Source organism: Chryseobacterium sp. Bi04, assembly GCF_918698085.1.
In the GTDB taxonomy this organism is placed as follows: Bacteria; Bacteroidota; Bacteroidia; order Flavobacteriales; family Weeksellaceae; genus Chryseobacterium.
Genome location: NZ_CAKKLP010000001.1, coordinates 508288 through 533939, shown reverse-complemented (window position 1 = coordinate 533939; position 25652 = coordinate 508288). Strand labels below are relative to the sequence as shown.

Annotated in this window: 24 protein-coding genes; 9 read left to right on the top strand and 15 right to left on the bottom strand. The window is 37.1% G+C overall.

Features of this window, described 5'->3' with window-relative positions; translation table 11 throughout:
- Positions 1-182: 182 nt before the first annotated feature.
- The 9 genes from LQV47_RS02355 to LQV47_RS02315 form a co-directional block, all read right to left on the bottom strand.
- On the bottom strand, positions 183-1145 hold the full coding sequence (locus tag LQV47_RS02355) for a T9SS type A sorting domain-containing protein (protein WP_230033382.1): 963 nt from the start codon (positions 1143-1145) through the stop codon (positions 183-185).
- A 45-nt stretch (positions 1146-1190) separates the two neighbouring features.
- Positions 1191-2564 (bottom strand): outer membrane beta-barrel protein, encoded by a 1374-nt coding sequence (locus LQV47_RS02350; RefSeq protein ID WP_230033381.1) that lies wholly within the window; start codon positions 2562-2564, stop codon positions 1191-1193.
- Complete coding sequence (locus LQV47_RS02345) at positions 2557-3081, bottom strand: RNA polymerase sigma factor (protein WP_230033379.1); 525 nt, start codon at positions 3079-3081, stop codon at positions 2557-2559. Before LQV47_RS02345 ends, LQV47_RS02350 begins: the two co-directional genes overlap by 8 nt.
- Before the next feature lie 140 nt (positions 3082-3221).
- Positions 3222-3800 carry a DUF4840 domain-containing protein gene (locus LQV47_RS02340; protein ID WP_230033377.1) on the bottom strand — a complete coding sequence of 193 codons (579 nt, stop codon included), beginning with the start codon at positions 3798-3800 and terminating at the stop codon, positions 3222-3224.
- 212 nt (positions 3801-4012) lie between these two features.
- Complete coding sequence (locus LQV47_RS02335; RefSeq protein ID WP_230033375.1) at positions 4013-5428, bottom strand: TolC family protein; 1416 nt, start codon at positions 5426-5428, stop codon at positions 4013-4015.
- On the bottom strand, positions 5415-8579 hold the full coding sequence (locus LQV47_RS02330) for an efflux RND transporter permease subunit (RefSeq protein WP_230033373.1): 3165 nt from the start codon (positions 8577-8579) through the stop codon (positions 5415-5417). The genes LQV47_RS02335 and LQV47_RS02330 overlap by 14 nt, the downstream gene beginning before the upstream one ends.
- 30 nt (positions 8580-8609) lie before the next feature.
- Positions 8610-9725: an efflux RND transporter periplasmic adaptor subunit gene (locus LQV47_RS02325; RefSeq protein ID WP_230033371.1), complete on the bottom strand. Its 1116-nt coding sequence runs from the start codon at positions 9723-9725 to the stop codon at positions 8610-8612.
- A 618-nt stretch (positions 9726-10343) separates the two neighbouring features.
- Entirely contained in the window at positions 10344-11108 is a 765-nt protein-coding gene (locus LQV47_RS02320; protein ID WP_230033369.1) for a LytTR family DNA-binding domain-containing protein, read from the bottom strand.
- A complete protein-coding gene (locus tag LQV47_RS02315; RefSeq protein WP_230033367.1) occupies positions 11105-12223 on the bottom strand; it encodes a sensor histidine kinase in 1119 nt (372 codons plus the stop codon). The genes LQV47_RS02320 and LQV47_RS02315 overlap by 4 nt, the downstream gene beginning before the upstream one ends.
- 230 nt (positions 12224-12453) lie before the next feature.
- Between LQV47_RS02315 and LQV47_RS02310 the strand changes: the two genes are divergently transcribed.
- Positions 12454-13278, top strand: a complete 825-nt coding sequence (locus tag LQV47_RS02310) for a universal stress protein (RefSeq protein WP_230033364.1) — start codon at positions 12454-12456, stop codon at positions 13276-13278.
- A gap of 112 nt (positions 13279-13390) precedes the next feature.
- Here LQV47_RS02310 and LQV47_RS02305 read toward each other — a convergent pair whose 3' ends face one another.
- Positions 13391-14257: a hypothetical protein gene (locus tag LQV47_RS02305; protein WP_230033362.1), complete on the bottom strand. Its 867-nt coding sequence runs from the start codon at positions 14255-14257 to the stop codon at positions 13391-13393.
- A 197-nt stretch (positions 14258-14454) separates the two neighbouring features.
- Between LQV47_RS02305 and LQV47_RS02300 the strand changes: the two genes are divergently transcribed.
- A complete protein-coding gene (locus LQV47_RS02300; RefSeq protein WP_230033360.1) occupies positions 14455-16386 on the top strand; it encodes an acyltransferase family protein in 1932 nt (643 codons plus the stop codon).
- Between the two features lie 162 nt (positions 16387-16548).
- On the opposite strand, the gene LQV47_RS02295 is transcribed toward LQV47_RS02300, so the two are convergent.
- Genes LQV47_RS02295 through LQV47_RS02285 form a run of 3 tightly spaced genes read right to left on the bottom strand, consistent with a single transcriptional unit; the run spans position 16549 to position 18958 of the window.
- Entirely contained in the window at positions 16549-17784 is a 1236-nt protein-coding gene (locus LQV47_RS02295) for a sigma-70 family RNA polymerase sigma factor (protein WP_230033358.1), read from the bottom strand.
- Between the two features lie 16 nt (positions 17785-17800).
- Positions 17801-18148, bottom strand: a complete 348-nt coding sequence (locus tag LQV47_RS02290) for a YciI family protein (protein ID WP_230033357.1) — start codon at positions 18146-18148, stop codon at positions 17801-17803.
- A gap of 54 nt (positions 18149-18202) precedes the next feature.
- The gene (locus tag LQV47_RS02285) at positions 18203-18958 is read right to left on the bottom strand and encodes an SDR family oxidoreductase (RefSeq protein WP_230033356.1); all 756 of its coding nucleotides are present in this window, start codon (positions 18956-18958) and stop codon (positions 18203-18205) included.
- A 213-nt stretch (positions 18959-19171) separates the two neighbouring features.
- On the opposite strand from LQV47_RS02285, the gene LQV47_RS02280 reads away from it, so the two are divergent.
- The 4 genes from LQV47_RS02280 to LQV47_RS02265 are packed head-to-tail and all read left to right on the top strand — an operon-like array spanning position 19172 to position 21073.
- Entirely contained in the window at positions 19172-19681 is a 510-nt protein-coding gene (locus tag LQV47_RS02280; RefSeq protein ID WP_230033355.1) for a hypothetical protein, read from the top strand.
- The gene (locus LQV47_RS02275; protein ID WP_047484527.1) at positions 19678-20025 is read left to right on the top strand and encodes a tRNA-binding protein; all 348 of its coding nucleotides are present in this window, start codon (positions 19678-19680) and stop codon (positions 20023-20025) included. Before LQV47_RS02280 ends, LQV47_RS02275 begins: the two co-directional genes overlap by 4 nt.
- Positions 20026-20041: 16 nt before the next feature.
- Positions 20042-20743: a 3'-5' exonuclease gene (locus LQV47_RS02270; protein WP_230033354.1), complete on the top strand. Its 702-nt coding sequence runs from the start codon at positions 20042-20044 to the stop codon at positions 20741-20743.
- Positions 20744-20746: 3 nt separating this feature from the next.
- Positions 20747-21073: an SUF system Fe-S cluster assembly protein gene (locus LQV47_RS02265; RefSeq protein WP_047484523.1), complete on the top strand. Its 327-nt coding sequence runs from the start codon at positions 20747-20749 to the stop codon at positions 21071-21073.
- A 46-nt stretch (positions 21074-21119) separates the two neighbouring features.
- Here the strand turns inward: LQV47_RS02265 and LQV47_RS02260 are convergent, their stop codons facing one another.
- Together LQV47_RS02260 and LQV47_RS02255 are read right to left on the bottom strand one after the other, a co-directional pair.
- Complete coding sequence (locus LQV47_RS02260) at positions 21120-21956, bottom strand: sulfurtransferase (RefSeq protein ID WP_230033353.1); 837 nt, start codon at positions 21954-21956, stop codon at positions 21120-21122.
- Between the two features lie 305 nt (positions 21957-22261).
- The gene (locus tag LQV47_RS02255) at positions 22262-23110 is read right to left on the bottom strand and encodes a hydroxymethylglutaryl-CoA lyase (protein ID WP_230033352.1); all 849 of its coding nucleotides are present in this window, start codon (positions 23108-23110) and stop codon (positions 22262-22264) included.
- A 188-nt stretch (positions 23111-23298) separates the two neighbouring features.
- Between LQV47_RS02255 and pepT the strand changes: the two genes are divergently transcribed.
- The 3 genes from pepT (at position 23299) to LQV47_RS02240 (ending at position 25534) form a co-directional block, all read left to right on the top strand.
- Positions 23299-24546: a peptidase T gene (pepT, locus tag LQV47_RS02250; protein ID WP_230033351.1), complete on the top strand. Its 1248-nt coding sequence runs from the start codon at positions 23299-23301 to the stop codon at positions 24544-24546.
- A 6-nt stretch (positions 24547-24552) separates the two neighbouring features.
- The gene (locus LQV47_RS02245; protein WP_230033349.1) at positions 24553-25119 is read left to right on the top strand and encodes an energy transducer TonB; all 567 of its coding nucleotides are present in this window, start codon (positions 24553-24555) and stop codon (positions 25117-25119) included.
- A gap of 178 nt (positions 25120-25297) precedes the next feature.
- Positions 25298-25534 (top strand): hypothetical protein, encoded by a 237-nt coding sequence (locus LQV47_RS02240; protein WP_230033347.1) that lies wholly within the window; start codon positions 25298-25300, stop codon positions 25532-25534.
- Positions 25535-25652: the final 118 nt, after the last annotated feature.

Genomic DNA, 25652 nt, shown 5'->3' with positions numbered 1-25652 from the left:
AATGCGGGAAGTCATTTCCCTATTATCCCGGACAGCAATGAAAACAGTCCGTAATAATCGATATGTCACAAATATAATGTTCTTCTCTTATGGGCTCAGATTACATGGCCCTAAAAAAATCGGTACAAATAAATTGTACCGATCCTCCACTTTAAAACTAACAAAAAAGATTATTTAATCTTTTACTTTTTTATGAATTTATTTTTATAAATGTTGCCATTTGAAGCTTTAGAAACAATGATATAGCTTCCAGGGACAAGATGGCTTACATCAATGGCCTGATTGTATTTGTGATCGTTTTTCTGCAGCACGAGTTTTCCGGACATATCTATAATGGTAATTTCTTTATAACCTTTATCAGACTCTTTTCCGATATAAAGGAACTGTGCTGTAGGATTCGGATATATTTTCAGATTATTATCCTTTTGTTTTGTTTCTCCAGTTCCTAAATTTTCGCAGAAATCCCAGTTTCCGAAATTCAGCTGTACGAAAGAAAAAGGATCTAACATTTCACATTGGTCCGGACAGTACTCTGTGCAGGCATAGAATCCATATTTTCCGGTTTCTGTAGCGGTCAAAGAATCCCCGTTCGCCCCAGCGATAATACAGGGATCTCCCGGAACCGGAGGATTGCTGCCCGGAACACATTTAAACCAGGTATGATTGCCATATACAACAGGAAATATATCATCAAACTTTACAGAAGCCCCGTTACATACGTTCACTACTCCAAGATCCACTTCCTCATAAGTTCCTGGCGTATAGGTAGACATCATCGCCGGAAGGCCATACACAAATCCATCTGCCATAATTGCCGGGCTTTCTGCGATACAGTCCCCTTGTGTAACGGCTACTTTAAAATAAAACAACTGATCATTTCCATTAATCGTTAGCTGTTGTGAGGTTGCTCCTGGAATTGCTACCCACGGATTATTATTGGGAGTCTGCCAGGTCCATTCCTGTTTGTACCACTGATAGCTGCCGAATGCCTGTGTAGAAAGTATTTCATCTTCTACATTACAGAATAAAATCTTGTCCGGGAATTGTACGCCTAGCCTTGGGCTGGTAATCGTAGGGTTACACTGTGCTTTGATACTCAGCACACTGAATACTAAAAATGTTAAAAAAATTAGTCTTGTTTTCATATTTATACATTTAAGTTGATGTTAGGTGTGATCAATAGTCTATAATCAATCGAGCAGCAATCTGATCCCGAACTTTACATTAAACTGTAAAGGTTTTTCTTTATAAACCGTATTCAGGGCATTGTTTTCTTTAAAATGATATCCAATCCCCGGTTCTGCATAAATTCCGAATCTGTCAATAACTTTCAGCTGAAGTCCAACCGCTGTATTTACTGAAAACTGAAGAGATTTATTATCAATGCTTTCCTTTGTAGTCTCCTTTATTTCATCATCTACCACATAGCTTGTTGTAAGGTTCCCCCCAACAGGTTTTTCCACGAGTGCACCTGCGGTAACATATCCTGTAAACCGGCCTTTCTGAACTACATTATAATTAACCTGAACGGGTACTCCTATATAATGCACCGTCTGTACTCCTTTTATATAATTGGTACTGCTTCCGGAATGAAGTTCTGAGGACAGTTTTGTATAATTCAGCCCTGTTCCGATTCCCCATCTTTTCCCTAAATTATAATAAAGGGATAGCCCCAGAGTAACCGGTACTTTATGACGGATCTTCGCTTCTACGGGTTGGCTTTGGTTGGCCAGCAATACTTCGGTAAGCGGATTATCATCATAAGTGGAGGCAGTCCATACTTGTTCAATATTCATTGGTTTTCCGCTCATAGAAGCATAACCCGGAAACTGTTGTTCTGCAGCATTCGAAGATGCATTTCCTGTGAGCATGCTCAGCATCCATGATTGATCAGATTTGTGTTTTTTGTTTTCCGCGTATTTTTCCTGTTCCTTTTCTGGCTTGAAGAGTACTTCATCAGTTTCTTTCTCTTTCATTGGCCCAACTGCCGTCTTCTCAACTAAAAGAGGTTTTTGAGAAATTCCGATCTCCTGCTGGGGCCACGCTTTTGCTTCCGGAACTCTTACTGCATCCTGAGCCACTTCTGCATTGCTCTTCACTTCCTTGTTGAAGAACTGTATGTTATGTATTCCTTTTAAAGTTCTTTCTATAGTTGTTTCCGCCAACGAAACCTTTTTATTTGATTCATTTTCAACAATATAACCTTCACCACCTTTTGCATTTCCTGTCTCAATATTGTTTTTTCCTTTTTCTTTAAAGCCATCTGCATTCTTTGAAATTCTTTCAGGGCTTTCAATATGGGAGTCAATCTGCAGCACAAAAAACAGCAATACGGCTGCAGCCGCTGCACCACCAATACGGTAAAACAAACGTTTGTCGATTATTTTGCGGCCATTATTCTTTCCTATTTCATGTTGCTCTTCAGGAATAAAGCCGGCAATCATCTTATCTTTATCTTCTTCAGAGAATAATTCATCTCTGATGTCATCCCACAATCCTTCCGGAACATCCTCTTCATGGTCGTCCATTCTGCTTCGCAGGTTATTTAACCATTCATTATTCATATTGTGCTTTTTTTGACATTTTAAACTCCTTTATTTTCTGAACAAGCAATCCTTTTGCCCGATGAAACTGTGAGGCAGAAGAGTTCTCTGCAATTCCCAAAAGCCTGGAGATTTCTTTATGGCTTTTTGTTTCAAATACATACAGGTTAAAAACCGTTCTATATCCATCCGGAAGCGACTGTATCATTTCCATAATAACAGCCTTTGGAATTTCCTCAAAATCAGGCTCTTCATCATTCGGGAGATCCGGGAGATCCTCTATCTCAACTTTTGATTTTGTATCTGTATTCTGTTTAATATGTTTCAAAGATTCATTGACCACAATCCGGGTCATCCATGCTTTCAAAGAACCGTTTCCTCTGTATTCAAAAGAGTCTATTGAGCGAAACATTTTGATAAAACTGTTCTGCAGTACATCATGAACATCCTCCTTTTCAGCCAGATAACGGGAACAGATATAGGTAAGGCTACCGGAGTAAGCTCCAAAAAGCTCTTTCCATGCGGCTTCCTCCTTCATAAGAAGGTGTTTTACCAAAATCTGTTCTTTATTTTCCTCCATGTAGAGCTGCCGTATCCGATTGGGTATTGATTAAAATTTTTAAGCAAAAATAGATTGCATCATATAAAACACAATCCATTTTTGGTAATATTTATTAATTAGTTCTTTATACAGAGTGGAAAATTATAATTAATAGTCTCAAAAGGATCCAATATCACGCCGTCTACTGTAATCTTTTCAGCAGCTAAAGCATATCTTAATGAGTGATCCATTCCTACAAAAAATCCTTTCTGCTTGGCTGTTAATACAACTGTCGTATTCTTATTTACGCCATCTACCGGAATTTTAAATTCCAATACTTTAGGAGTAAAAACAAGTTCTACAACATTATTATTGGTATTCACAGTTGCGGTATACTGCAGGTCATATTTCACTTTTCCAATTGCCGTTAGGGCCGTTTCTGTTTTTGCAGGGTCTTTCACTACAGACTTTACAATTTCTTTGATGGGAAATTCAGCAAACGAGATGGTATCTTTCTTTACTTTAAAATCTACTATTTTCTCTGTTTTAGAATTACCCTGTACAGTGATCAATCTTCCTTTATAGTTTCCTTTAAGGTCTTCCAACTTTACAGGAGGTATCTCCGGACTGTCATTATCAAGACACGAAAATAAAGTGAGACCTGCTAATACTGCTAAAACAGTCATAAAAATTCTGGGTACTGTAAATTTCTTCATTACATTATTTTTTACATTAAACATTTTTTATTCTGAGTACTCACTTATATAAATCCCGTTCTTTTAAAATCTTGCATGAATTTTCAAAAAAAAGAATACTATTTTCATAAAACACTGATTATCAAAAACAAAAACTTACACTTGCTGATTCTACAAAACAAAAGGAAGCCATATGATATAGCTTCCTCTCGTATTGATCACTCATTTACTTTCTACTCTACTCCTCCGCCCAATGCTCTGTATAGATCTACCTCAGCGTTTAACTTTTCAAGGGTAACATTAATAGCTTCAAGATCATTCTGAAGTTTATTATTCTGGGCAGTTATTACCTCTAAATAGGTTGCCATACCACTTTTGTACAGCTTAAGTGCATCATTAATTCCTTTATCTAAAATGGCTGTCCTCTGCTCTAAAAGCTGTAATCTTTCAGAGGATCCTTTAGATTTTGCCATGGCATCAGATACTTCTCCAACGGCGGTCATTACCGACTGTTTAAAACTGATCGCAGCTTTTTCCTGCTCTATCAAGGCTGTTTCATATGCTGTCTTTAGCTGTTTTTTCTGAAAAACAGGGGCCGCAAGGTTAGCCGCAATTGCCTTGGTGATAGAACCGGGAATATCAAACCATGAGCTGAACTTATTGGAGTTCACCCCTATTTGGGGAGATAAACTGATGCTTGGATACATGGCTGCTTTCGCTAATCCTGTTTTTGAATTCAGGCTGACTACATTGAGTTCTGCCATTTTCAAGTCCGGTCTTCTGCTCAATAACTGCGCCGGTAGTCCTTCAGACAGTTTATTTTCAGGAATCATTGTTTTTAGTGTTCCCTGTCTTTCCACTTTATCCGGATATCCTCCACAAAGAATGCTCAATGCATTTTCCTGAATAGAAATATTCTGTTTTGCCAGAGGAATCAGCAGCTCTGCCGTTTTCTTCTGAGCTTCCGATTGCTGAACCGCCAATGAATTGATCTGCCCGGCTTTAAACTGGAGATTCATCATTTTCAAGGTATTGTTACTTAGCTCAATATTTTGTTCAGCTATTTTTAACTGTTCATCTAAACTTATCAGATTATAGTAAGCCTGTGCCACCTGGACAACGATTCTGCTTTTCACGGCATTCAGGTTTTCCTTTTGGCCAAAATATTCGGCTGCAGCAGATTCCTTCTGCATTTTTGCCTTACCCCAGATATCAACTTCCCAGGAAAGCCTCAGACTGGCACTGAAATCATCCATATGCGTTGTTCCCGCAAACTGTTCATTAAGTGATCCGTTCAGGGTATTGGTAGAAGCCCAGCTTCTGTTGGCTCCTGCAGAGAGGTCCAGTGTTGGCATAAGGGACAACTTAGCCTGTTTATAGATCAGATCCAGCTGTTCTATATTTTTCAGGGCTACATGTACTTCATTATTTCTCGTCAGCGCCCTGTCTATTAAACCTATCAGCTTAGGGTCTTTAAAGAAAGTCTTCCACGGAAGAACTACCGTATCTCCGGTTACCTGTACAGCTTCTTTATAATGTTCCGGTACCTGAAGCCCTGTTCTTGTATAAGGTTTTCCCACGGCACAAGACACCAGTACCGATGCCATTGCGCCTGAAATAAGGAAATTCTTTATATTACATATTCTCATTTGTCAATTCATTTTTTATCGTTTCATACTTCTTTTTGGACGAAAACTTCTCATCGAGATACTGAAAGAACATATACAGTACAGGAATTACAAACACTCCTAAAACCACTCCGCTCAACATTCCTATCGCAGCACTTACGCTGATCGATTTATTTCCTGAAGCCATTCCACCAGTGGAAATCATCAGGGGAATCATTCCCACAATAAAAGCCAGTGATGTCATAATAATAGGACGCAGTCTTGCCTTAGCGCCTTCCAGTGCAGAATCCAGGATAGAGAGTCCTGCCTTCCTTCTCTGGATTGCAAATTCTACGATAAGGATTGCATTCTTCGCGAGGAGACCGATCAGCATGATCAAACCTACCTGTACGTAGATATTATTATCAAAACCAATCGCTTTTATTCCTAAGAAAGCTCCTACTACTCCTGTTGGGATGGAAAGCATCACAGCTAAAGGAAGAATATAACTTTCATACTGGGCGGCAAGAAGCAGGTACACGAAAAGTAAACACAGCCCAAGAATTACAACGGTTTGATTTCCTGCCGACTTTTCTTCTAAACTTAATCCCGTCCATTCATAACTGTAATCCGAAGGCAGCTTTTCCAGTGTTTTTTCTATTTTGCCCATCAGCTCTCCGTTACTCACTCCCGGTTTTGGCACAACGTTAATGTTTAATGAGTTATAAAGATTATATCGGTTCACAGACTCGGGCCCATATACTTTTTTCAAAGTAATTAAGGTATTGGCAGGAACCATTTCTCCTTTATTATTCTTCACAAAAATATCATTGAAGGCCTGCTCATCCATTCTGAAAACTCCGTCTGCTTTGATATTGACTCTATAGAATTTTCCAAATCTTGAGAAATTCTGAGACTGATCTCCTGAGAAATACGTTTGTACCGTTCCCAATAAATTGGAGATGCTTACTCCCAGCTGTTTAGCTTTATCTTCATTAACTTCAAGTTCCAGTTGTGGATAATCTGCCCGGAACATGGTATAAGCATAGGCTACTTCAGGGGTTTTCATTAGCTGGCCAATCAAATCATCTGCTTTTGCTTTCAGAACCTGAGGATCTCTACCCATACGGTCCTGAAGTACAATCTCTGCATCATTCGTTACTCCGTATCCTTCTACCGGAGGCATTCTGAAACTCATTACGCTTCCTTCCTTAATTTCAGCCAGCTTTCCACTCACCACATTCATGATCTCATCGATATCCTGAACGGCGCCTCTTTCTTTTTTAGGCTTCAATTTCACAAACCCCATTGCATAAGCAGGGCCGGCACTATTACTTAACAGGTTATATCCTGTAATGGATGTATTTTCCTGAACGGCGTCTACACTTTTTAAAATCGTATTAATTTTATCGGAAACCTCTGTTGTTTTGGTGAGCCCTGTTCCGGGAGGCATACTTAATGAGTACATAAAGAACCCGTCATCTTCCATCGGTACAAAACTCTTGGGAGTACTCGACAGCAACCAGGCCGACAGGCCGATAATTCCAGCGATCAATCCTGCTGCAATCCATTTTCTTTCTATTAAAAACTTTACTCCTTTTGCATAACGGTTCGTCATATTATTAAACCCTGCATTAAACGCTACAGCGAATCTTTGTCCGAATCCTTTTGGCTTCCCGCCTTCTCCTGTGTGTGCATGATTATTTTTCAAGAACACGGCACATAAAGCCGGAGTTAAAGTAAGAGCATTAACTGCTGAAATAATAATTGCAATAGCAAGGGTATAAGCGAACTGCTTATAGAAAATTCCTGCTGAACCGGACATAAACCCGATAGGAATAAATACGGCAGACATGACCAGGGTTATAGAGATAACTGCCCCCGTAATTTCACTCATCGCTTTATGGGTAGCTTCTCTTCCCGAGAGATCTGTTCCTTCCATATTACTGTGAACAGCTTCCACTACTACAATGGCATCATCAACCACAATACCGATGGCGAGAACCAGCGCGAAAAGCGTCAGTACATTGATTGTAAATCCTAATACCAAAAGAAAAAAGAACGTCCCGATAATCGCTACAGGAACTGCAATGGCCGGAATAATCGTAGACCTGAAGTCCTGTAAAAAGATAAACACTACAATAAATACAAGGATAAATGCCTCTATCAAAGTAGATTTCACCTGTCCCGTCGCCTCATCCAGCCTTTCCTTGGTACTCAGCACCTTTGTATATTTTATGCCTGGAGGAAATGATTTTGACAGCTGGTCAATGGCTTTATTAACTCCTATTTCAATTTCATTGGCGTTAGATCCGGTAGTCTGCATAATCGCTACAGTAACCGCATTTTTCCCATTAGAGAGGTTATCGCCACTGTTGGAGATGGATCCAAATTCTACACGGGCAACATCTTTAAGCCTGATGACATTGGTTCCGTCATTTTTGACAATAATATTTTCATATTGCTCCGGTTTATTCTTTTTTCCTTTGTATCGGATTACATATTCCAATGCTGCATTAGATTCTTCCCCCAGTTTACCTGGTGCAGATTCCAAACTGTGATCTGCAATGGCTGCCGATATATCTGAGGGCTCAAGTCCGTAGGAAGACATCTTTTGTGGGTTAAGCCATATTCTCATAGAGTAATCCTTAATTCCAAAAATCTGAGCCTGCCCAACTCCTTTTACCCTTTTTACCTGGGGAATAAGGTTGATATTGGCATAATTCTGCAGGAAGGTTTCATCATACTGCTTATTGTCTTCTGTATAGATATTGAAAATCAACACCATACTGTTCTGTTGCTTGGAAGTCGTCAATCCCATTCTTATGACCTCCTGGGGAAGTATCGGGGTAGCCTGCTGTACCCTGTTTTGAACATTTACCGCTGCCTGATCCGCATTAACGCCCTGTTTAAATATGATAGAGATGGTAAATGTCCCGTCATTACTCGCGGTAGATTTCATATACTGCATATCTTCCACCCCATTGATCTGTTCTTCCAAAGGAGTAACTACAGAACGGATTACCGTTTCACTGTTCCCTCCCGGATAAGATCCTGAAACCGTGATTGTAGGTGGTGAGATATCCGGAAACCGGGTCACGGCCAGCTGGTTTAATCCTATGATCCCTAATATCACGATGATCAGGGATATTACCGTCGCCAGTACCGGACGGTCAATTATCTTTTTTAACATTTTCGAATTTTCTAAGAATGATTATGAAAACTATTTTGAAGGAACCACTTTAGCGGCTACGGGAGCCCCATCTGTAAGGACGTCTATTCTGTTAACCGCTATTTTATCTCCTGCCTGTACGCCTTCTTTTACAAAGTAATCCTGAGAGGTACTTCCTGAAATTTCAATCTGGGACATTTTTACTTTATCCTTACCCTCCAGTTTATATACAAAGAATTTATCCTGAATATCTTTTACCGATATTTTCGGAAGCTTAATAACACCATCCAGATCGTTGTGGATCATAACTCTTGCTGTACCTCCTGATCTCAGTAATTTATCCGGGTTCTGGAATACGGCTTTCATCTGGATACTTCCTGTATTTTTATCAAAATTTCCGCTGGCATTCTCCAGTTTTCCTTTGTAAGAATAGGCAGAGCCATCGGCTAAAATAAGTTCTACATTCTCTGTGTTTTTTCCTGAGGCAGCTGCCCGGCTATGAGCTATAAAATCTACCTCATTCATGGAGAAATAAACATTTACACTCGTTATATTGGAAAGCGTTGTCAGCGGTGAAGCATCGGAAGGGTTGATTAAATTACCCACCCGATTAGGGATTCTTCCTATATATCCGCTTACCGGTGCTTTGATATGAGTAAAACTGGCATTAATCTTTGATGAACCCAATGAAGACTGTGCTTGTGCTACCTGTGCAGAGGCCGCTTTAAAGTTTGCCTGAGCTGTTTTCAGCTGCATATCGGAAACCACTTTTCCCTCTACCAGAGGTCTCAGTTTTTCAACTTCCAATCTTGCTGTTTCCTGAGCTGCCAATGCTGATTTTAATGCTGCCGCATTGGTATTCACCTGTTCATTGTACACAGAAGGATTAATTCTAAATAGGGTCTGACCTTTGCTCACATACTGACCTTCTTTCACATATACTGCTTCCAGATATCCTGTCACCTGAGCTTTAATTTCTACATTATCCTGTCCTTCTATGCTCCCGGGATATCCTATAGAAACATCTTCATTTCCGGACTTCACCTGGATAAAATCCGTAGGTAATGCCTGCGTCTGCTGGGTATTTTCCTGACTACCTGAACCGCAAGAATATAATACTGCTGCAGCTGTAAGTGAAAGTACCAGATATCCTTTTCTGTAATTCATAACATTTGATTTTAAATTTTACAGGGGCAAAATAAATGCATATACCCAGGGAATTCATGTAGAAATCAAGTGAAACGTAATTAATCGCAGGTGAAGTGTATGATACTAAAAATGAAAGAAAGAGCGTTTTTGTGTAATGAAAACCATAAAAAGAATATTTTTAGTGGAAAAACTTCAACGTTCCGGAATTTCACCGGATCAGGTTATAAACTTGGGGAACTAAGTAAATTGGATTAAATCTAAAACTTCTTATTTGGATGACATCCAGAAACCTGTACACATAAATAAAATATGTAATTCTTATATTTTGACTTGAAAATAGGATGGAAATATCTTTTATTTACGCAAAGGAATAATAATTCGGATGTTCTATTTTAAGTAAGCAAAGAAGGGCGACTTTGTCGCTGAATAAACGATATAAAAAAGTTAGTTTATCAAAATCGATTTCTATCGATTCATTCTTGGCTCACTTAAATCAAGCGTAATAAAAGGAACTTTGCGTCAAGAGAAGGTGTATTGATGTAAGTGCGCTTGATTCATTTCAATCCTGTCAATTTTCACCAAATAAAAAGGTTGCTTTTCTGAAAAGCAACCTTATATTTTTCAATAATCTATAGACTAGTAATCCAGCCAGGATTTGAATGCAGAAGCTTTCTCCCGGCTCACAACCACCTCTATTTCAGGTTGCTTTCTCAATTCCAGCTTCAGCTTTCCGTTAAAATGGTTGAAAATCTGTTTCACAGCGTCTATATGAATAATAAACTGCCTGTTGGCCCGGAAAAAGAACTTCGGATCAAGCTGTTTTTCAAGTTCTTCCAGGGTCTGGGGAACATTTTCAATACTCCCTGTATTCAGCATGGCTTTACTGATTCCCAATTCTGTATAAAAGTATAAAACATCTTCAGACAAAACCGTTTTATAACCATCCCGATGTGGGATAAGAAAACGCTTCCTGTAGTCTTTAGGCTGGATATAATTAAGCAGTCCTTCAATGGCTGTTCCCACAAATGGCACTGTTTCTATAAAAGTCTCGTAACGTCTTAAAGCCAGCTCAAGTTCTTCTTCTTCTATAGGCTTCAGAAGATAATCTATACTGTTGTATTTGAAAGCCTGTACTGCATATTCATCATATGCCGTTGTAAAAATTACAGGACTTCTTATCTCAAATTTATTGAATATCTCAAAGCTTAATCCATCTGCCAGCCTTACATCCATCATAATCATATCTGGAGCAGGATTATTTTCAAGCCAGTTTACTGCTGAGATAATCGACTCTTCTACAGATACTATTTCCGCATGAGGTCTCAGCTTTAGCAATAGCCTTTTTAACCTGTCAGCATTAGGCTTTTCATCCTCTATTATTAAAATTTTATTGAGCTTCATATCAGTGGGAGTTTTACAATAAATTGATTTTCGGTTTTTTCTATGATGGGTTTTATATATCCCAAGATCTCGTATCTGGCAACAATATTGGCAAGCCCCACCCCTGAAGAATCCGGTTTATTAATTAATGGCAGAAATGTATTGGCAACAACGAGTTCTTTATCAGAATTTGTATACACCTGTATTTCCAAAGGATTTGCTTTTGAGGTCTGGTTATGTTTAATAGCATTTTCAACCAATAGCTGCAGCGATAGCGGAAGAGTATACATGGACCTGTATTCTTCCTGAATGTCAATTTTAAACACAACTCCTTCTCCAATCCTCTTTTCAATTAGAAAAATATAGGATTCTAAAAATTTCAGTTCTTCTTCCAGAGCTATAATATCTTTTTTAGAGTTTACAAGAAGGTATCGGTATACCCTCGCAAATTTTTCCGAATATTCATAGCCTAGCTGCTGATCTTCCAGAATAAGCTCAGAAAGAACGCTGAGGTTGTTAAAAATAAAATGGGGATCTATCTGCAGCTTAAGAGCCTGAAGTTCCGCCGCCATAGCAGCCTGTTTATGTTTTGAAGCCCTCAGTTTATGCTGAGCCGCCTCCACGGCTGTTTTCTTCCAGTTTTCCAATAAATAATCCACTGTATTAAATGCGCTGATGGTAAGTGATATTACAATATTGGTAGCAATCCACTGTCCCAATAACGTATATTCTTTCCGGGCATCCATTTCCGGTAAATTGGCTGAAGTACAGTCAATAATAAAGTTAATGATAATAACGATCAGTACGCTTCCCACAATCTGTATAATACACTGAAGAAGTAGACGTTTTACCGTTCTGTTACTCCATGGAAGCAGCCTATTGAGCATTCTGTCAATACATATACTGACCTCGGAGATAACAACGGAAAAGAGAAATATCCACAGAATATCTTCCACAATCACCTTTAGCGGTTCTTTCAAATAGATCTGCCATGCCGGATCAAACGGATCAATCAGATAGGAAAAAACATAAAAGGTAATAACCGCTATAGCCCATATAGCCAGCCTTCTTTTCATTGCAGAAAGAATCTTTTTATTCCGTACTATATTTTTTCTGAATGTAGAAATCCTGTTCATATGGGGAGCTTTACGGCTGTAAATATAGAAATAGATTTTATAAGAATATCTTCCATTTCAGACGAGACGGACAAAACGGTACCTGAAGCGTAAAATAGACGACTTAAAATGGAGGCTAACGGTTCATCACCTTAAAAAGACATTTCATCATCATTTTATGCAATGTCACCATCTTTTTACTACCATAAAAAGGTTTTGTCTTATAGTTTTACAGAATCAATTTTGGTACAATGAAAACAATAATTGTCTGCACAGATTTTTCCAAAGAAGCAGAAAATGCCACTCATTATGCAGCTTCTATGGCTAAAGAAAATAAGTATAAAATCGTTCTGTTCCACTTACAGACCGTTTCTATTCATGCTTTAAACGCCCAGGTCTCTGCTGATTTTTTCCATGAGCAAACGCTTAAAAATCAAAAGAAAATTTCGGAGAAAGCTGCTGAGCTGGGAAGCTTATATGATCTGGAAACACAGTATTATCTGGCTTCAGGGAACTTTATTGAGGAACTTGAAAACTGTATCCAGCTAAATAACGGTGATTTTGTGGTCATGGGTATGGCGGAGAAAACACTTGAACAAAGACTGCTCGGAAATATTGTCACCAAAACCATCCACCGGCTCAAAAAACCTGTACTAATCATTCCGGCTCACATAGAATATACAGGAATCAGAAAAATTCTTTTTGCCTATGACACCCACAAAAGCATGACCTGGTCTGCGATGGACGATATTTACAATTTCATCAATGAATTCAAAGCTGAAATTGAAGTGTTCAATGTAAGTGAGAGACTGGAAGATTTTACAGAGGTCATCCATGATATTGATCTGAACTCCGGATATGATCTTGATGATATTAAATACAGCTTTAAAATGATCCAGTCTATAGAAATTATCAAGGCGATTGAAGAGGAAGTGAAACTTACCAATTCGGATTTACTGACGATGGTTCCTTATAAATACAATCTTGTGGAATCTCTTTTCCACAGAAGCAAAACAATAATAATGGCTTACAAAAACAAAGTCCCTTTATTATCAATTCCCTTAAACATAGATTAAGAATCAATAAAAATCTGCACACATTTGAATTATCCTTTTTGCCTTTAAAGGCTAAATTTTACACTTAATCTTGTTTAACAGGACCGGAAATTTTTCTCCGGTCCTGTTTTTATCACAGTAAAGCGATCAAAGCCTGGTAGTAATTTTCCAGTAAAAGAGTATTACTATTCAGGAATAAATAAGGTTCTATGAGTTCCAGTTCCATTAAACTAAATGAATCATTGATAAGCACTCCATCCACTCTTGCATACAGTGTTGGTTCAGGCAGGCTTTCTACATAAATTCCAGCCTGTTCTATATGTTTCGGATCAGGAGTTGGGTAGCTGATGCTTCCTCCATGATAATGCTGTACCCTGAAGTCTCCCTGCTTAGGAGTTTTTAATGAACAATGGCTGTATTTTCCATTAAAAAACAGAAATGACCATTCTCCATTTTTGATTTCTTCTACGAAAGGCTGTACCATATAACCCTGTTCCCTCAGAAGCCGGTCTATTTCTTTTGAACGCTCGTTACAATTGTTTCTGTCAACAGTGACTGTATTTTGTGCTCCGGCACTTACACAGGGTTTTACCACCAGTTTATCAGCATTAAAATAATTGAAGAAACGATTGTCAAAAGAAGAGCCTTTTTTTAGATATTCTGCAGGAATCACCGGCAATCCTTTTTTTACAAGATCTCCCAGGTAATGTTTATCACTGTTCCACTTGATAATCTCTGTGGAGTTTAATACTTTAACGCCCAGCTTTTTAAGATGATCCAGCCAGTTCAGAAATTCATTCAGATGATTATGATAATCCCATGGAGACTTGATAATGGCTACATCAAAGCTGCTCCATTCTACACTTTTATCATTCCAAATGGTTGGAACAACGTCTAGCCCTTTATGTATTAAAAAATTAATCAGCTCTGTATCTTCATCATTAGCCACTCCCTGTGACAGTCTTTCTTCTTTTTTATAGCCTGCTATTGTGATTTTCATGCGTCTGTTATTATGTATTTTATCTTATATAAAGTTGCAAAGAATGCGTGGATAAGCAGAGACACAGATTTTTTTAATTGGAAGGGTACAATTAAAACTATCAAAAACAATTCAATTAAATTAAATTACAACAGAATTGTTAATAATTACACCTTGTTATAATCTTGTTTTAATATATTTGTCGGAAAACTTATAACATGAATTACAGACCGGAAATTGACGGTTTACGTACCATTGCTGTAACGGCTGTTATCATATTTCATCTCAATTCATATTTCTTAAAAGGTGGATTTTATGGCGTAGACGTTTTTTTTGTAATATCGGGCTATCTGATTACCAGTATACTTATTAAAAGTATAGAAGGTAATAAGTTTTCAATGTTGAATTTCTGGATCAGACGTGTAAAACGGTTAATACCATTACTTATATCTGTTATTATCACTGTATTGATAATTATTCCTCAATTTGTTTTCAAGCCTTATTTTAAAGATGTTCTCTCGGATATCTTTCCTGCATTATTTTCCTATTTTAATATACATGCTTATTTCAATTTTGGTGATTACTGGGGCCGTGGAGCTGAAAATTCTTATTTTTTGCACACCTGGTCGCTTTCAGTAGAAGAGCAATTCTATTTATTATATCCTCCATTTTTACTGGTATCCTATAAATATTTTAAAAGTTTTCTAAAGCCTTTAATAATACTCACTACAGTGAGTTTGCTCGCATTTCTTTTTCTAGTAAAAGCTGACAGGGAATTTGCATTTTATATGTTACCAACAAGATTATGGGAATTGTCTGCGGGTGGAATTTTAAGTTGTTTACCAATAAAGAGAGTAAAAGATAACATTTTTAGAAATTTGCTTCCTTTATTTGGACTTTTACTTATTGCTATCAGCTATGTTTTTAGCAGCTCTGCAATTGACTATTACATTCTTTTGCCTGTATTAGGCACTATGCTGATCATTTATTTTTGCAGTACTGAAGATATCTTAGGTAAAATCCTTTCTACAAAGCTATTTATTTTTATCGGCAGGCTTTCATACTCATTATACCTATGGCACTGGCCGGTAATCATTTTATTTAAGAATCTTACTTTTCAGCTTCAGAGCTGGAGCAACTTACAGAAATACATCTGCATTCTGGTCATTACATTCTTACTTTCTTGTATATCCTATTATTTTATTGAAAAAAAGACTAAAAATTATCAACATACACCTAAAATTGTTTTTTCCGGTATTCTTGGAATTATTTTATTATTCTTTTATTTTAAATCAGATTTATTTAATATTTATTATAAGGATAAATTTAATAAAACTTCCTACTATTTGAGATATTACGATATCTCGCCAACACAAGTAAAGATAAAAAAAGATAATCCTTTGCTTTATAATATTAACATGCCCGTAAGACCTGATTCTTTGTCAACCGCTTTTAAAAAGGAGGGTTTTATAGTAAAAAAAGGCAATAAAGATCCTGAAATAGTATTAATAGGAGATTCTCATGGAGTAATGTGGGCTAAAATAATTGATGAAATAGCTGACACGAAAAATATCTCAAGATCATTTTACACTACAAATGCTTCAAGACCTTTTATCTCAATTTCCAACATTAAGGATCAAATTCCAAATCCTTATTTTACAAAAGAACAAAGAGTTGGATTTGCTATATCTATGATTTCCAATATTAAAAAATGGAAACCTAAAAAAGTTATTTTCTCCTGTAGGTGGAGTACCCTAGATACTTATGAACGTAATCATTTTGTAGAACTGCTTGAGTTTTTGGGTAAAGAAGGAATAGAAATTATTCTTATAAATCAGCCGCCGGTTTTACATTTCTTTCAAGATCAGAATGCTTCGCAATATTTTAATTACTTAGGGTTAAAACCATTTAACGGATATCATATGGTAAAAGCAAAAGATAATTCCGCAGCAAAAGCAAATGAGTACCTGAAAAAATTACAAGAAAAGAACTCCCTTATAAAGATTATAGATATTTATAGCGATATATATTCAAATGGAAAAGTAAGAATTACATATAAAAATGATATACTCTATTTTGATGATGATCACCTTTCATATGCAGGAACTAAAATACATATAAAAAAGCTTGAAAAATATATCTTGCAATAAAGCTGTTTTTATATCATAGAAAAACTAAATATAAGAGTTATTCAATTTTAGACTATTCCCTGTAACTTGTATCACTACATAATAAACAGTAATTGAATTTTTGTAAAAGAGTAACGTCTGAAAAAAGTCCGCTTATATTTTTTCTTATCGTGAAGTCTTTAGTTATTTAGTTTCCAGCGTATCAATATATCTTTTAAAAGTATTAATGATGGCCTGCGAGCTAGACATTTTTATGGCGAACTCAAAATGCTGTATTGCTTTTGACCTGTCAATATCAGTATAAAGATAACCTAACAGGGAATAGTAGAAAGGATTGTTGATAAGCTTTAGTTTTTCAGCCTCAATAATTGCGGCAGATTTTCCTCTTACTTTTGCAAAGCTAAAAGTACGGTTAAGGGCAGCCATAGGAGAGTATTCAATCTGTAAAAGCCGATTGTATAATTGCAAAATATTTTCCCATTTTTCATCATTATCTTTCTTTTTTGTGTGCCAATAGGCAATAGCAGCTTCGAGATGAAATTTGGTTAAAGCATCTCCTGTAGCACTTTGGTTAAGGTGTTTGATTCCTTTTTTTATCAGCTCAACGTCCCATAGTGAATCATCTTGTTCTTCATATAAAATGTTTTCTCCTTTGTCATTAATTCTGGCATTGAATCTCGAAGAATGAAAATACATTAAAGATAGCAATGCATGAGTAGCGGGGACATTTGTCAGTTTGTTTTCGAGTAGTAATAAGGTTAATCTTATCGCTTCAAGACAAAGATCTTTTCTAAGAACTGTATGTTGCGATGTTGAATAATATCCTTCTGAAAATAGTAAATAGAGTGTTGTGAATGCTGTTTCTGAGCCAGAAAGAATCTGTGAAACTGAGGGCTGTTCAATTTTTATTCCTTCTGTTTTTAATTTTTCTTTTGCACGATTCAGTCTTTTATAAACAGCTTCTTTAGTAACCAGAAAAGCATCTGCAATTTCCTGTATTCCAAATCCGCAAAGTAAATTTAGAGCTAAAGAAATTTGGGAATCTTTTGAAATAGAAGGATTACAAATAGTAAACATCATGGCTAATTGGCTGTCAATGATATTTTTGTCAGAAAGGTCTATTTCAAATTCTTCATAATTACGAGACGAATATTTTATTTCATTCGATATCTTTTGTTGAAATAAGGAGTTTCTTTTAAGGTGATTTTTAGTTTTATTCTTAGCTACGGTATACAGCCACGCTGTAGGATTTTCAGGAATTCCATTAATGCTCCAGGTTTCAGTGGCTGTAAGAAAAGTATCACTTACTATATCCTCTGCGATTTCAATATGATCAATACCAAATAAAGAACAGAGCACAGAAACAATTTTCCTATACTCTGTTCTGAATAAATTAGGTATTAATGCCTGTTCCTGCATTATATGGTTACATAATTTATTGAGCCGGTGGGATAGCCATTCTAACCTCTACACTTGCTCCCCACTGAAGTATAGGGCAGCCTTTTGCTATTTCTACAGCTTCGTCATAATTCTCAGCTCTTATGATAAACATTCCACCAATTGATTCTTTAATCTCTGCATAGGGTCCATTAGTAACTAAATCATTTTTTACAACTCTTCCATCGAGGTCCCATCTTTTAGGAGGAGAAACCAATTTATTTTGTGCGGCAATACTTCCTAGCCAATCCTGGAAAGGCTGAATAGATGCCTGCATTTGTTCTGGTGAGGGGCTGGCATCCTTATTAATGATATCTCTGTGTATGGCAATTAAAAATTCATTCATGATTTGAAAATTTTAAATATAATGCTTCTATAAATTTAATAATAACTTTTGATTTTATCTCTGGTTTTCCGGATTTGCAATCCACTCATCATAACGGATGCTTCCTAATTTTGCGTCGTTGTTGGGTACAAGGGTACTGTCATTCAATGGGGCTCCGAAATAAGTTGCAGCTGGGCTAGTCACTACTTCATCCTGATTCTTCATTATTGATGTATATTTTCTTACCAGATCATTCAATCTTATTTTTTCTGGTCCTCCAATTTCTACTGTGGTATTTTTGGGAGAATTGATCGTAACATCCGTCATTGCTTTTACCACGTCATCTGAGGCGATAGGCTGAATCAAAGCTGGAGAAACAACTATTTTATGATCAGCTGTACTTGAATGAACAATCCCACCAACAAATTCAAAAAACTGTGTAGAGTGAACAATCGTATAAGGAATTCCTGATTCTTTAATAAGATCCTCCTGAACCTGTTTCGCTCTGAAATATCCGCTTTCCTGTAAACGCTCTGTGCCTACAACAGATAAAGCAATGTGATGCTTTATTCCTGCATCTTTTTCTGCAGCAATTAGGTTAGTTCCTGATATTTTGAAGAATTTCATTACCTCATCATCTGCGAAAGAAGGAGAGTTGGCAACATCTACTACAACATCTACATTTTCTAAAGCCTGGTCAAGACCTTCTCCTGTAATAGTATTGACTCCTGAGTTGGGAGATGCTGCCAGAACATCATGTCCCAAGTTTCTAAGACTGTTAACAAGTTTACTACCAATAAGGCCAGTACCACCAATTACTGTAATTTTCATTATGTATCATTTTATGGGTTTATTACGTAATGACAATCGAGCCTTTTAATTTGGACAAAAATATTGAAAAAATTTTATTAGTAAAAAAAACTCATAGATTTCGAGACTAAACTCTACTTCATTCGATCGATATACTATCCTTCAACATTATAATTGTAGAATACCCTCACAATTCTCAATATTTTAATACATTTGTTATAAAACCTATTCAGCATGAATTTTGAGCAGATCAACCTCCATCTTGAAGCTTATAAGGAACATGACCAGATCCTGGATGCAGCGAAATACCTGATCCACTCTTTTCATCTGGAGCATGAAAACTTTGCGGGGTTTGGATTCAGGCAGGAGCTTTCCCCTACTTCGATGCTTCTTACGGCAGAAGGAGAACTGGGAGGTCCGCAGATGGTAATGATCCCAAAAAATTTATTCGATTTTGATCTGAACCTTGTCTTGAATATGATTGCCCACGAGATGCTTCATGTGAGACAAAAAGCTCCGGGACAGGTAATAGAAGATAAAAATGAGCGGGAATTTCAGGCGTACTACGAAATGCTTTTTCATAAAGCTTTTCCACAGGTACCTGAAGTTTCAGACTTTCATAAAAAATTCTTTGGAGAAAAAGCTCTTGAATATTACAGAAGAATGGGGGAAGGTTCAGAATTACAGCAAAAATATGAAGAACAGAAAACTGAAGTAGAACATTTAATTAACGTATTACCATGACCGTAAAACCAGACATCACTTGGGCAGATTTTGAAAAAATAGATATCCGATGCGGAACCATTCTTTCCGTCAATGATTTTGAAAAAGCAAGAAACCCTTCTTATCAGCTGGAAATAGACTTTGGCGACTTAGGAATCAGAAAATCTTCAGCACAGATCACTTCTCTCTATCAGAAAGAAGAGCTGGTAGGAAAACAGATTCTCGCCGTGGTTAATTTCCCTAAAAAACAAATTGCCAACTTTTTCAGCGAATGCCTTGTATTAGGGCTATATGGTGAAGATAAGCAGGATGTCACTCTTCTGGCTCCTTCCTTACCTACCAAAAACGGAATGCAGGTAGGATAATAAACAAAAAACACATATGATACAGAACATACCATTAGAAAGAATATTGTTTCTTGATATCGAAACTGTGCCACAGGCTGGTTCCTGGGATGAATTATCAGAAACTGACCAATACCTCTGGGACAAAAAAACAAGGTTTCAGAGAAAAGAAGATATTTCCGCAGAAGACTTTTATGAAAGAGCCGGTATTATGGCTGAGTTCGGAAAAATCATCTGCATTACCATCGGAATGGTAGAAAAGAATGAAACATTAAAAATCAAAAGTTTCTCAGGACATGATGAGAAAAAAATGCTTCAGGAGTTTGGGGAGATTTTCAACAGCCCAAGGCTCCGGGATGTCATTCTCTGTGCCCACAACGGAAAAGAATTCGATTTTCCCTGGATTGCCAGACGATACCTGATCAACGGAATGCAGCCTCCGGCTCCGTTTCAAATGTTCGGAAAAAAGCCCTGGGAGATTCCTCATATCGATACCATGGAGCTTTGGAAATTTGGAGATTATAAAAGTTTTGTCTCCCTTGAACTGCTTGCCCATGTCTTTGGAATTCCTACTCCAAAAGACGATATAGACGGGTCAATGGTTTCATCAATCTACTACATAGAAAAAGACTTGCAGCGAATAGTTGATTATTGTGAAAAAGATGTCTTAACTTTGGCAAATATTTTCCGGCGCATGCGTCAGGAAGATTTGTTGAAAAGGAATATCAATCTAGATTAAAAAATGAAATTTACAGACGATCAAATTGCTGACATTGGTGAAGAAATCATCAAGGTACTGAAATCCGTATATGACCCTGAAATACCGGTGGACATTTACGAATTAGGGCTGATTTATGATGTACAAATCTCCGATGATGTAGACGTAAAAATTGTAATGACACTTACTACTCCCAACTGCCCTGTGGCTGAAACCCTTCCACAAGAAGTAAAAGATAAAGTTGGGGAAGTAGAACATGTAAAAAGTGTTGATTTAGAGCTTACCTTTGAACCGAGCTGGAACAAGGATATGATGAGCGAGGAAGCTAAGTTTGAACTGGGAATGCTTTAATCATTATAAAATATAAAACCTCAGAAATTTCTGAGGTTTATGTTTTTTAAATGTCTTTTGCAATTTCTTTTCCTTCTCTCCTGCTCCACTCACTCCATGAACCTACATACAGATTGGGAATTTTAAACCCGGCATAATCTAACGCTAAAATCGTGTGACATGCCGTAACGCCTGATCCACAATGGATAATCAAATGCTCCGGCTTATTTTCTAACCATTTATTATATTTTTCCTTTAAAATCTCAGGTTTCAGGAAGAATCCGTTTTCATCCAAATTTTCTGAAAAAGGAATATTGATTGCCCCCGGAATATGCCCGGCAACCAGATCAATAGGTTCCGATTCTCCCCTGTATCGGTAGGCATCCCTTACGTCAATAACAGTAGCAGAAGTATTTTTCAATTCATTTTCAACTTCTTCCAGTTTTGAAACAGGCAGAAACCAGTGATCTTTTTTCATCAATGGAACCTTTTTAACCTCCTCTTTTCCAGAAGAAAATTCTATGCCTTCTTTTTCCGCTGCCTGCATTCCGCCATTAAGAACCTGTACATTTTCGAACCCAAAAGATTTGAGCATCCACCAAGCTCTTGCTGCTGCATTGGAAGCGTTTTTATCATCATATACCACGATGTGGGAATCTTCAGAGATTCCAAGGTTTGATAACGTTTCAGCAAATTTTTCTATGGAAGGAAGCGGATGTCTTCCCCCAAAAGCGGCATCCTCTCCTATCTCCGCCAAATCTTTATCCAAATCGATGAATAATGCTCCTTTGATATGTTTCTCAAGGTAATTCCCGGCAACATCTTTTCCGGTTCTTGCATCAAGAATGATGAGGTTGCCTGTAGGGAAGCTTTTTAATTCGGAAGGTGAAATTATTGGAGACATTTTGTTGATTTTTTGAGTTAATTATAATTACATTTTGGTTAAAACCATTGATATTTGAATATAGTAAAGCGGGGTATCCATTTATTCCGTAAGGGTAATTTCAATACATTTTAGTCTGAACTCTATCTTATAAGATCAATAGAAATTGCTTTTAGTAGCCTCAAACGGTATTTTTGTCATTCCGCAGGAATCTAAGCCATTATATTTAGTAAAAATTGAGATTCTTACGGAATGACAAACCTAACGCCGTTTATACAGTCTGTATAATTGTTCAAATCTGCTGGATATTTGACTATTAATTCATTCTAAAAATGAAAAATATCCTTAGCCTTATTGTAAGAACTTTCAAAGTTTAGGAGGTTCAGCTTGTGATCTGCTTTTTCAACACTCATAAAATTGATCACCTGTTCAGTAGGCATATTTCCCACCAGATCGTCTTTAGCCATAGGACATCCTCCGATTCCTTTAATTGCACTGTCGAATCTTCTGCAACCTTGATCGTAAGCCGCTTTTAATTTCGAATAAGAATCTTCATAACGGTTATGGAAATGTCCCCCGAAATTGATTTCAGGATATTTTGAAGGAATTTTTTCAAATAAAAGAGCAATTGTTTCGGGAGTGGCTACTCCTGTTGTATCAGAAAGCAGAATATCTTTCACTCCGATTTCTGAAAATCTTTGTGCCCAACGGTCTACATCTTCCCATTTCCACATTTCTCCATATGGATTTCCAAAGGCCATAGAGAAATAAATGTTCAGCTGTTTTCCTTCACTTTTGGTCAGCTCAAGCATTCTGATAATTTCCTCAAAAGCTTCTTCCTGGCTTTTATTCGTATTTCTATGCTGGAATGTTTCAGAAATAGAGAAAGGGAATCCAAGAATATCTACTGAAGCATGTTTTAATGCTTTTTCAGCGCCTCTGTAGTTTCCGATAATAGCAGAAACCTGGGTTTTGGAACGGGATTTATCAATATTTTCAGCAACCACATCAGAGTCTGCCATCTGCGGAATTGCTTTCGGTGAAACAAAACTCAGGCAATCCAATACATCAAAACCAACATCCATTAAAGAGTTGATATAATCTATTTTTTTATCAGTGGGGATAAACTCTCCCCATCCCTGCATGGCATCTCTTGGGCATTCAGTTAGAAACATTGGTACTTTTCATTTTCTCAAATATAATAAAACTAAACCAGTTCGTATACGGTACATACAAATCTAACATTATTTTGATTTTCAAAGATTTATATCCGATTTAAAATTTCAATAACTGATATTCAATCGCAAATAACCTATTCTGAGCAGCAAATTTGCTAACTTTGTTAAAATTTATGATTAATCTAATGAGTACAATAGAATTCAACCCTTTGTGGAAAGAGAAATTACTGAACCGTTTTCTTAGTTATGTAAAAATATATTCAACCAGTGATGCCGAGAGTGAAGCAACACCTTCCACTCCAAGACAGTGGGATATTGCCAACTATATTACTGAAGAACTGAAGACCATAGGTTTGGAAAATGTTTCCATTGATGGGAATGGTTATATTATGGGATATATTCCTTCTAACCTGGAAAATGACGACAGACCTACTATTGGATTCATTTCACATTATGATACTTCACCGGACTTCAGCGGAGAGAATGTAAATCCTCAGGTTTGGAAGAATTATGATGGAAATGATCTTCTGCTGAACCAGACCACAGGATTCACTTTATCTCCTTCAAAATTTGAAAGTTTAAAAAAATATATCGGCCAAACGTTAATTACAACAGATGGAAACACGCTTCTGGGTGCTGATGATAAAGCAGGATGTGCAGAGATTGTAACGGCTGCAGAATATCTGATTGCCCACCCTGAAATTAAACACGGAAGAATTGCTGTAGGGTTTACCCCTGATGAAGAAATCGGAAGAGGGGCGCACAAATTTGATGTGGCAAAATTTGGGGCAGAATGGGCCTATACAATGGATGGCGGAGAAGTTGGAGAGCTTGAATATGAAAACTTCAATGCTGCAGGAGCTGTAGTGAAAATCCACGGATTAAGTGTACACCCTGGTTATGCTTACGGAAAAATGGTCAATGCAGCGCTTTTAGCTGCCGAATTTGCACAGAGCCTTCCGGCAAATGAAACGCCTGCTACCACTAAAGGTTTTGACGGTTTCTATCATTTAATGGATATCACTGCTGACATTTCTGAAGCTAAACTTCAGTATATCATCCGTGATCATAATGCTGATAAATTTGAAGCCAGAAAGAAATTCATGGAAGAAAAAGTAGCTGAATTCAACCAAAAACATGGTGAAGGAACTGCTGAAGTGGAGATCAAGGAGCAATACAGAAATATGAAGCAGCAGTTCGAAGGCAAAATGCACATTGTAGATCTTGCTGCGAAAGCAATGACAGAAGCAGGTATTGAACCTAAGATCAAAGCGATCAGAGGAGGAACAGATGGAGCTCAGCTTTCTTATATGGGCCTTCCATGTCCCAATATCTTTGCCGGAGGAATCAACTTCCACGGACCTTATGAGTATGTAGCTTTGGAAAGTATGGAAAAAGCAACTGAAGTAATCATTAATATTGTAAAAGCTTAATTACTGATGAAAAAACTCTCAGCATTAGCATTCATTTTTGTTTTTGTTTTCAGCAGTGCCCAAATTTCTGAATTTCAGAGAGCAGACTCTCGTTATGACAGAAAGAAAACGGCTCTGTATAAAAAATATCCTAAACCTAATGATCTAAGAACCAAGAAGGAGTGGCTTCTTACTGAGGATAAAATAACATCGTACAAAAATGCTTTAGATCAGCTTTCCGCTGAAGACAAGAAAATAATTGCTTTAGACCCACCTACAAAAGGTAAAGTTACCAAGGAAGCAGAATATGAAAAGGGAAAAAGAGCTTTTCATCAGCTTCTGCATGAGGCAGCTGACCTTGATTTTCTAAATTTTGCTTCAGATTCTTACAAAGCAACAATGAGCTTCGTAGTAGATTCTAAAGGAAACGCTCTTGATGCACAGGTAAAGGGGAATAATGAAGATGTAAATGCATTCATTGAAGCCGCCTTCTACCGTATCAGAGATAAAGGCAAATGGAAACCTGCCGAAAACAACGGGAAACCGGTATCTTCTACAGTCTCTATTCCTTTGACGCTAACATTTAAAAAATAACAGAATAAACCCGCTACACAGTGGGTTTATTTTTTTCTTCTAAAGGAGTAAGCATAATTCAGACATTACACTTATTAACAGGCACTTAAAAGTACAACCCATTTGATTTTTCATTATATTTACTTTCACATACAAAAAAGACTATTAACTTTTAACATCAAATTGCATTATGAAAAAAATGAAAAAACTTTTGAGAAAAGACCTCTCAACAATTCTTGGTAACGGAATAGACAACTGCCATATGGGTGGAGATTCTTATAATTGCCAGAGTGACTGCCAATGTGCTTATGGAAAAGCCTGTGAAATGTATGAGGATGGCAGCCCCGGACAATGTATTGCCGTGGGAGGAGGAACTCCAGGCGGCGGCGGAGGCGGATGTTTTCCACCAATCATTTGTGAAGAGCAACCTTTTTAAATATTTAAAATCGAAAGAAAGATCTTTCGATTTTTTTTATCCCTGCCTTTTCTACTTCTCTCAAAAAAGGAGACTTATCATAACATTTCTACCGTTCATCAAATAAAGTTTCACCTCA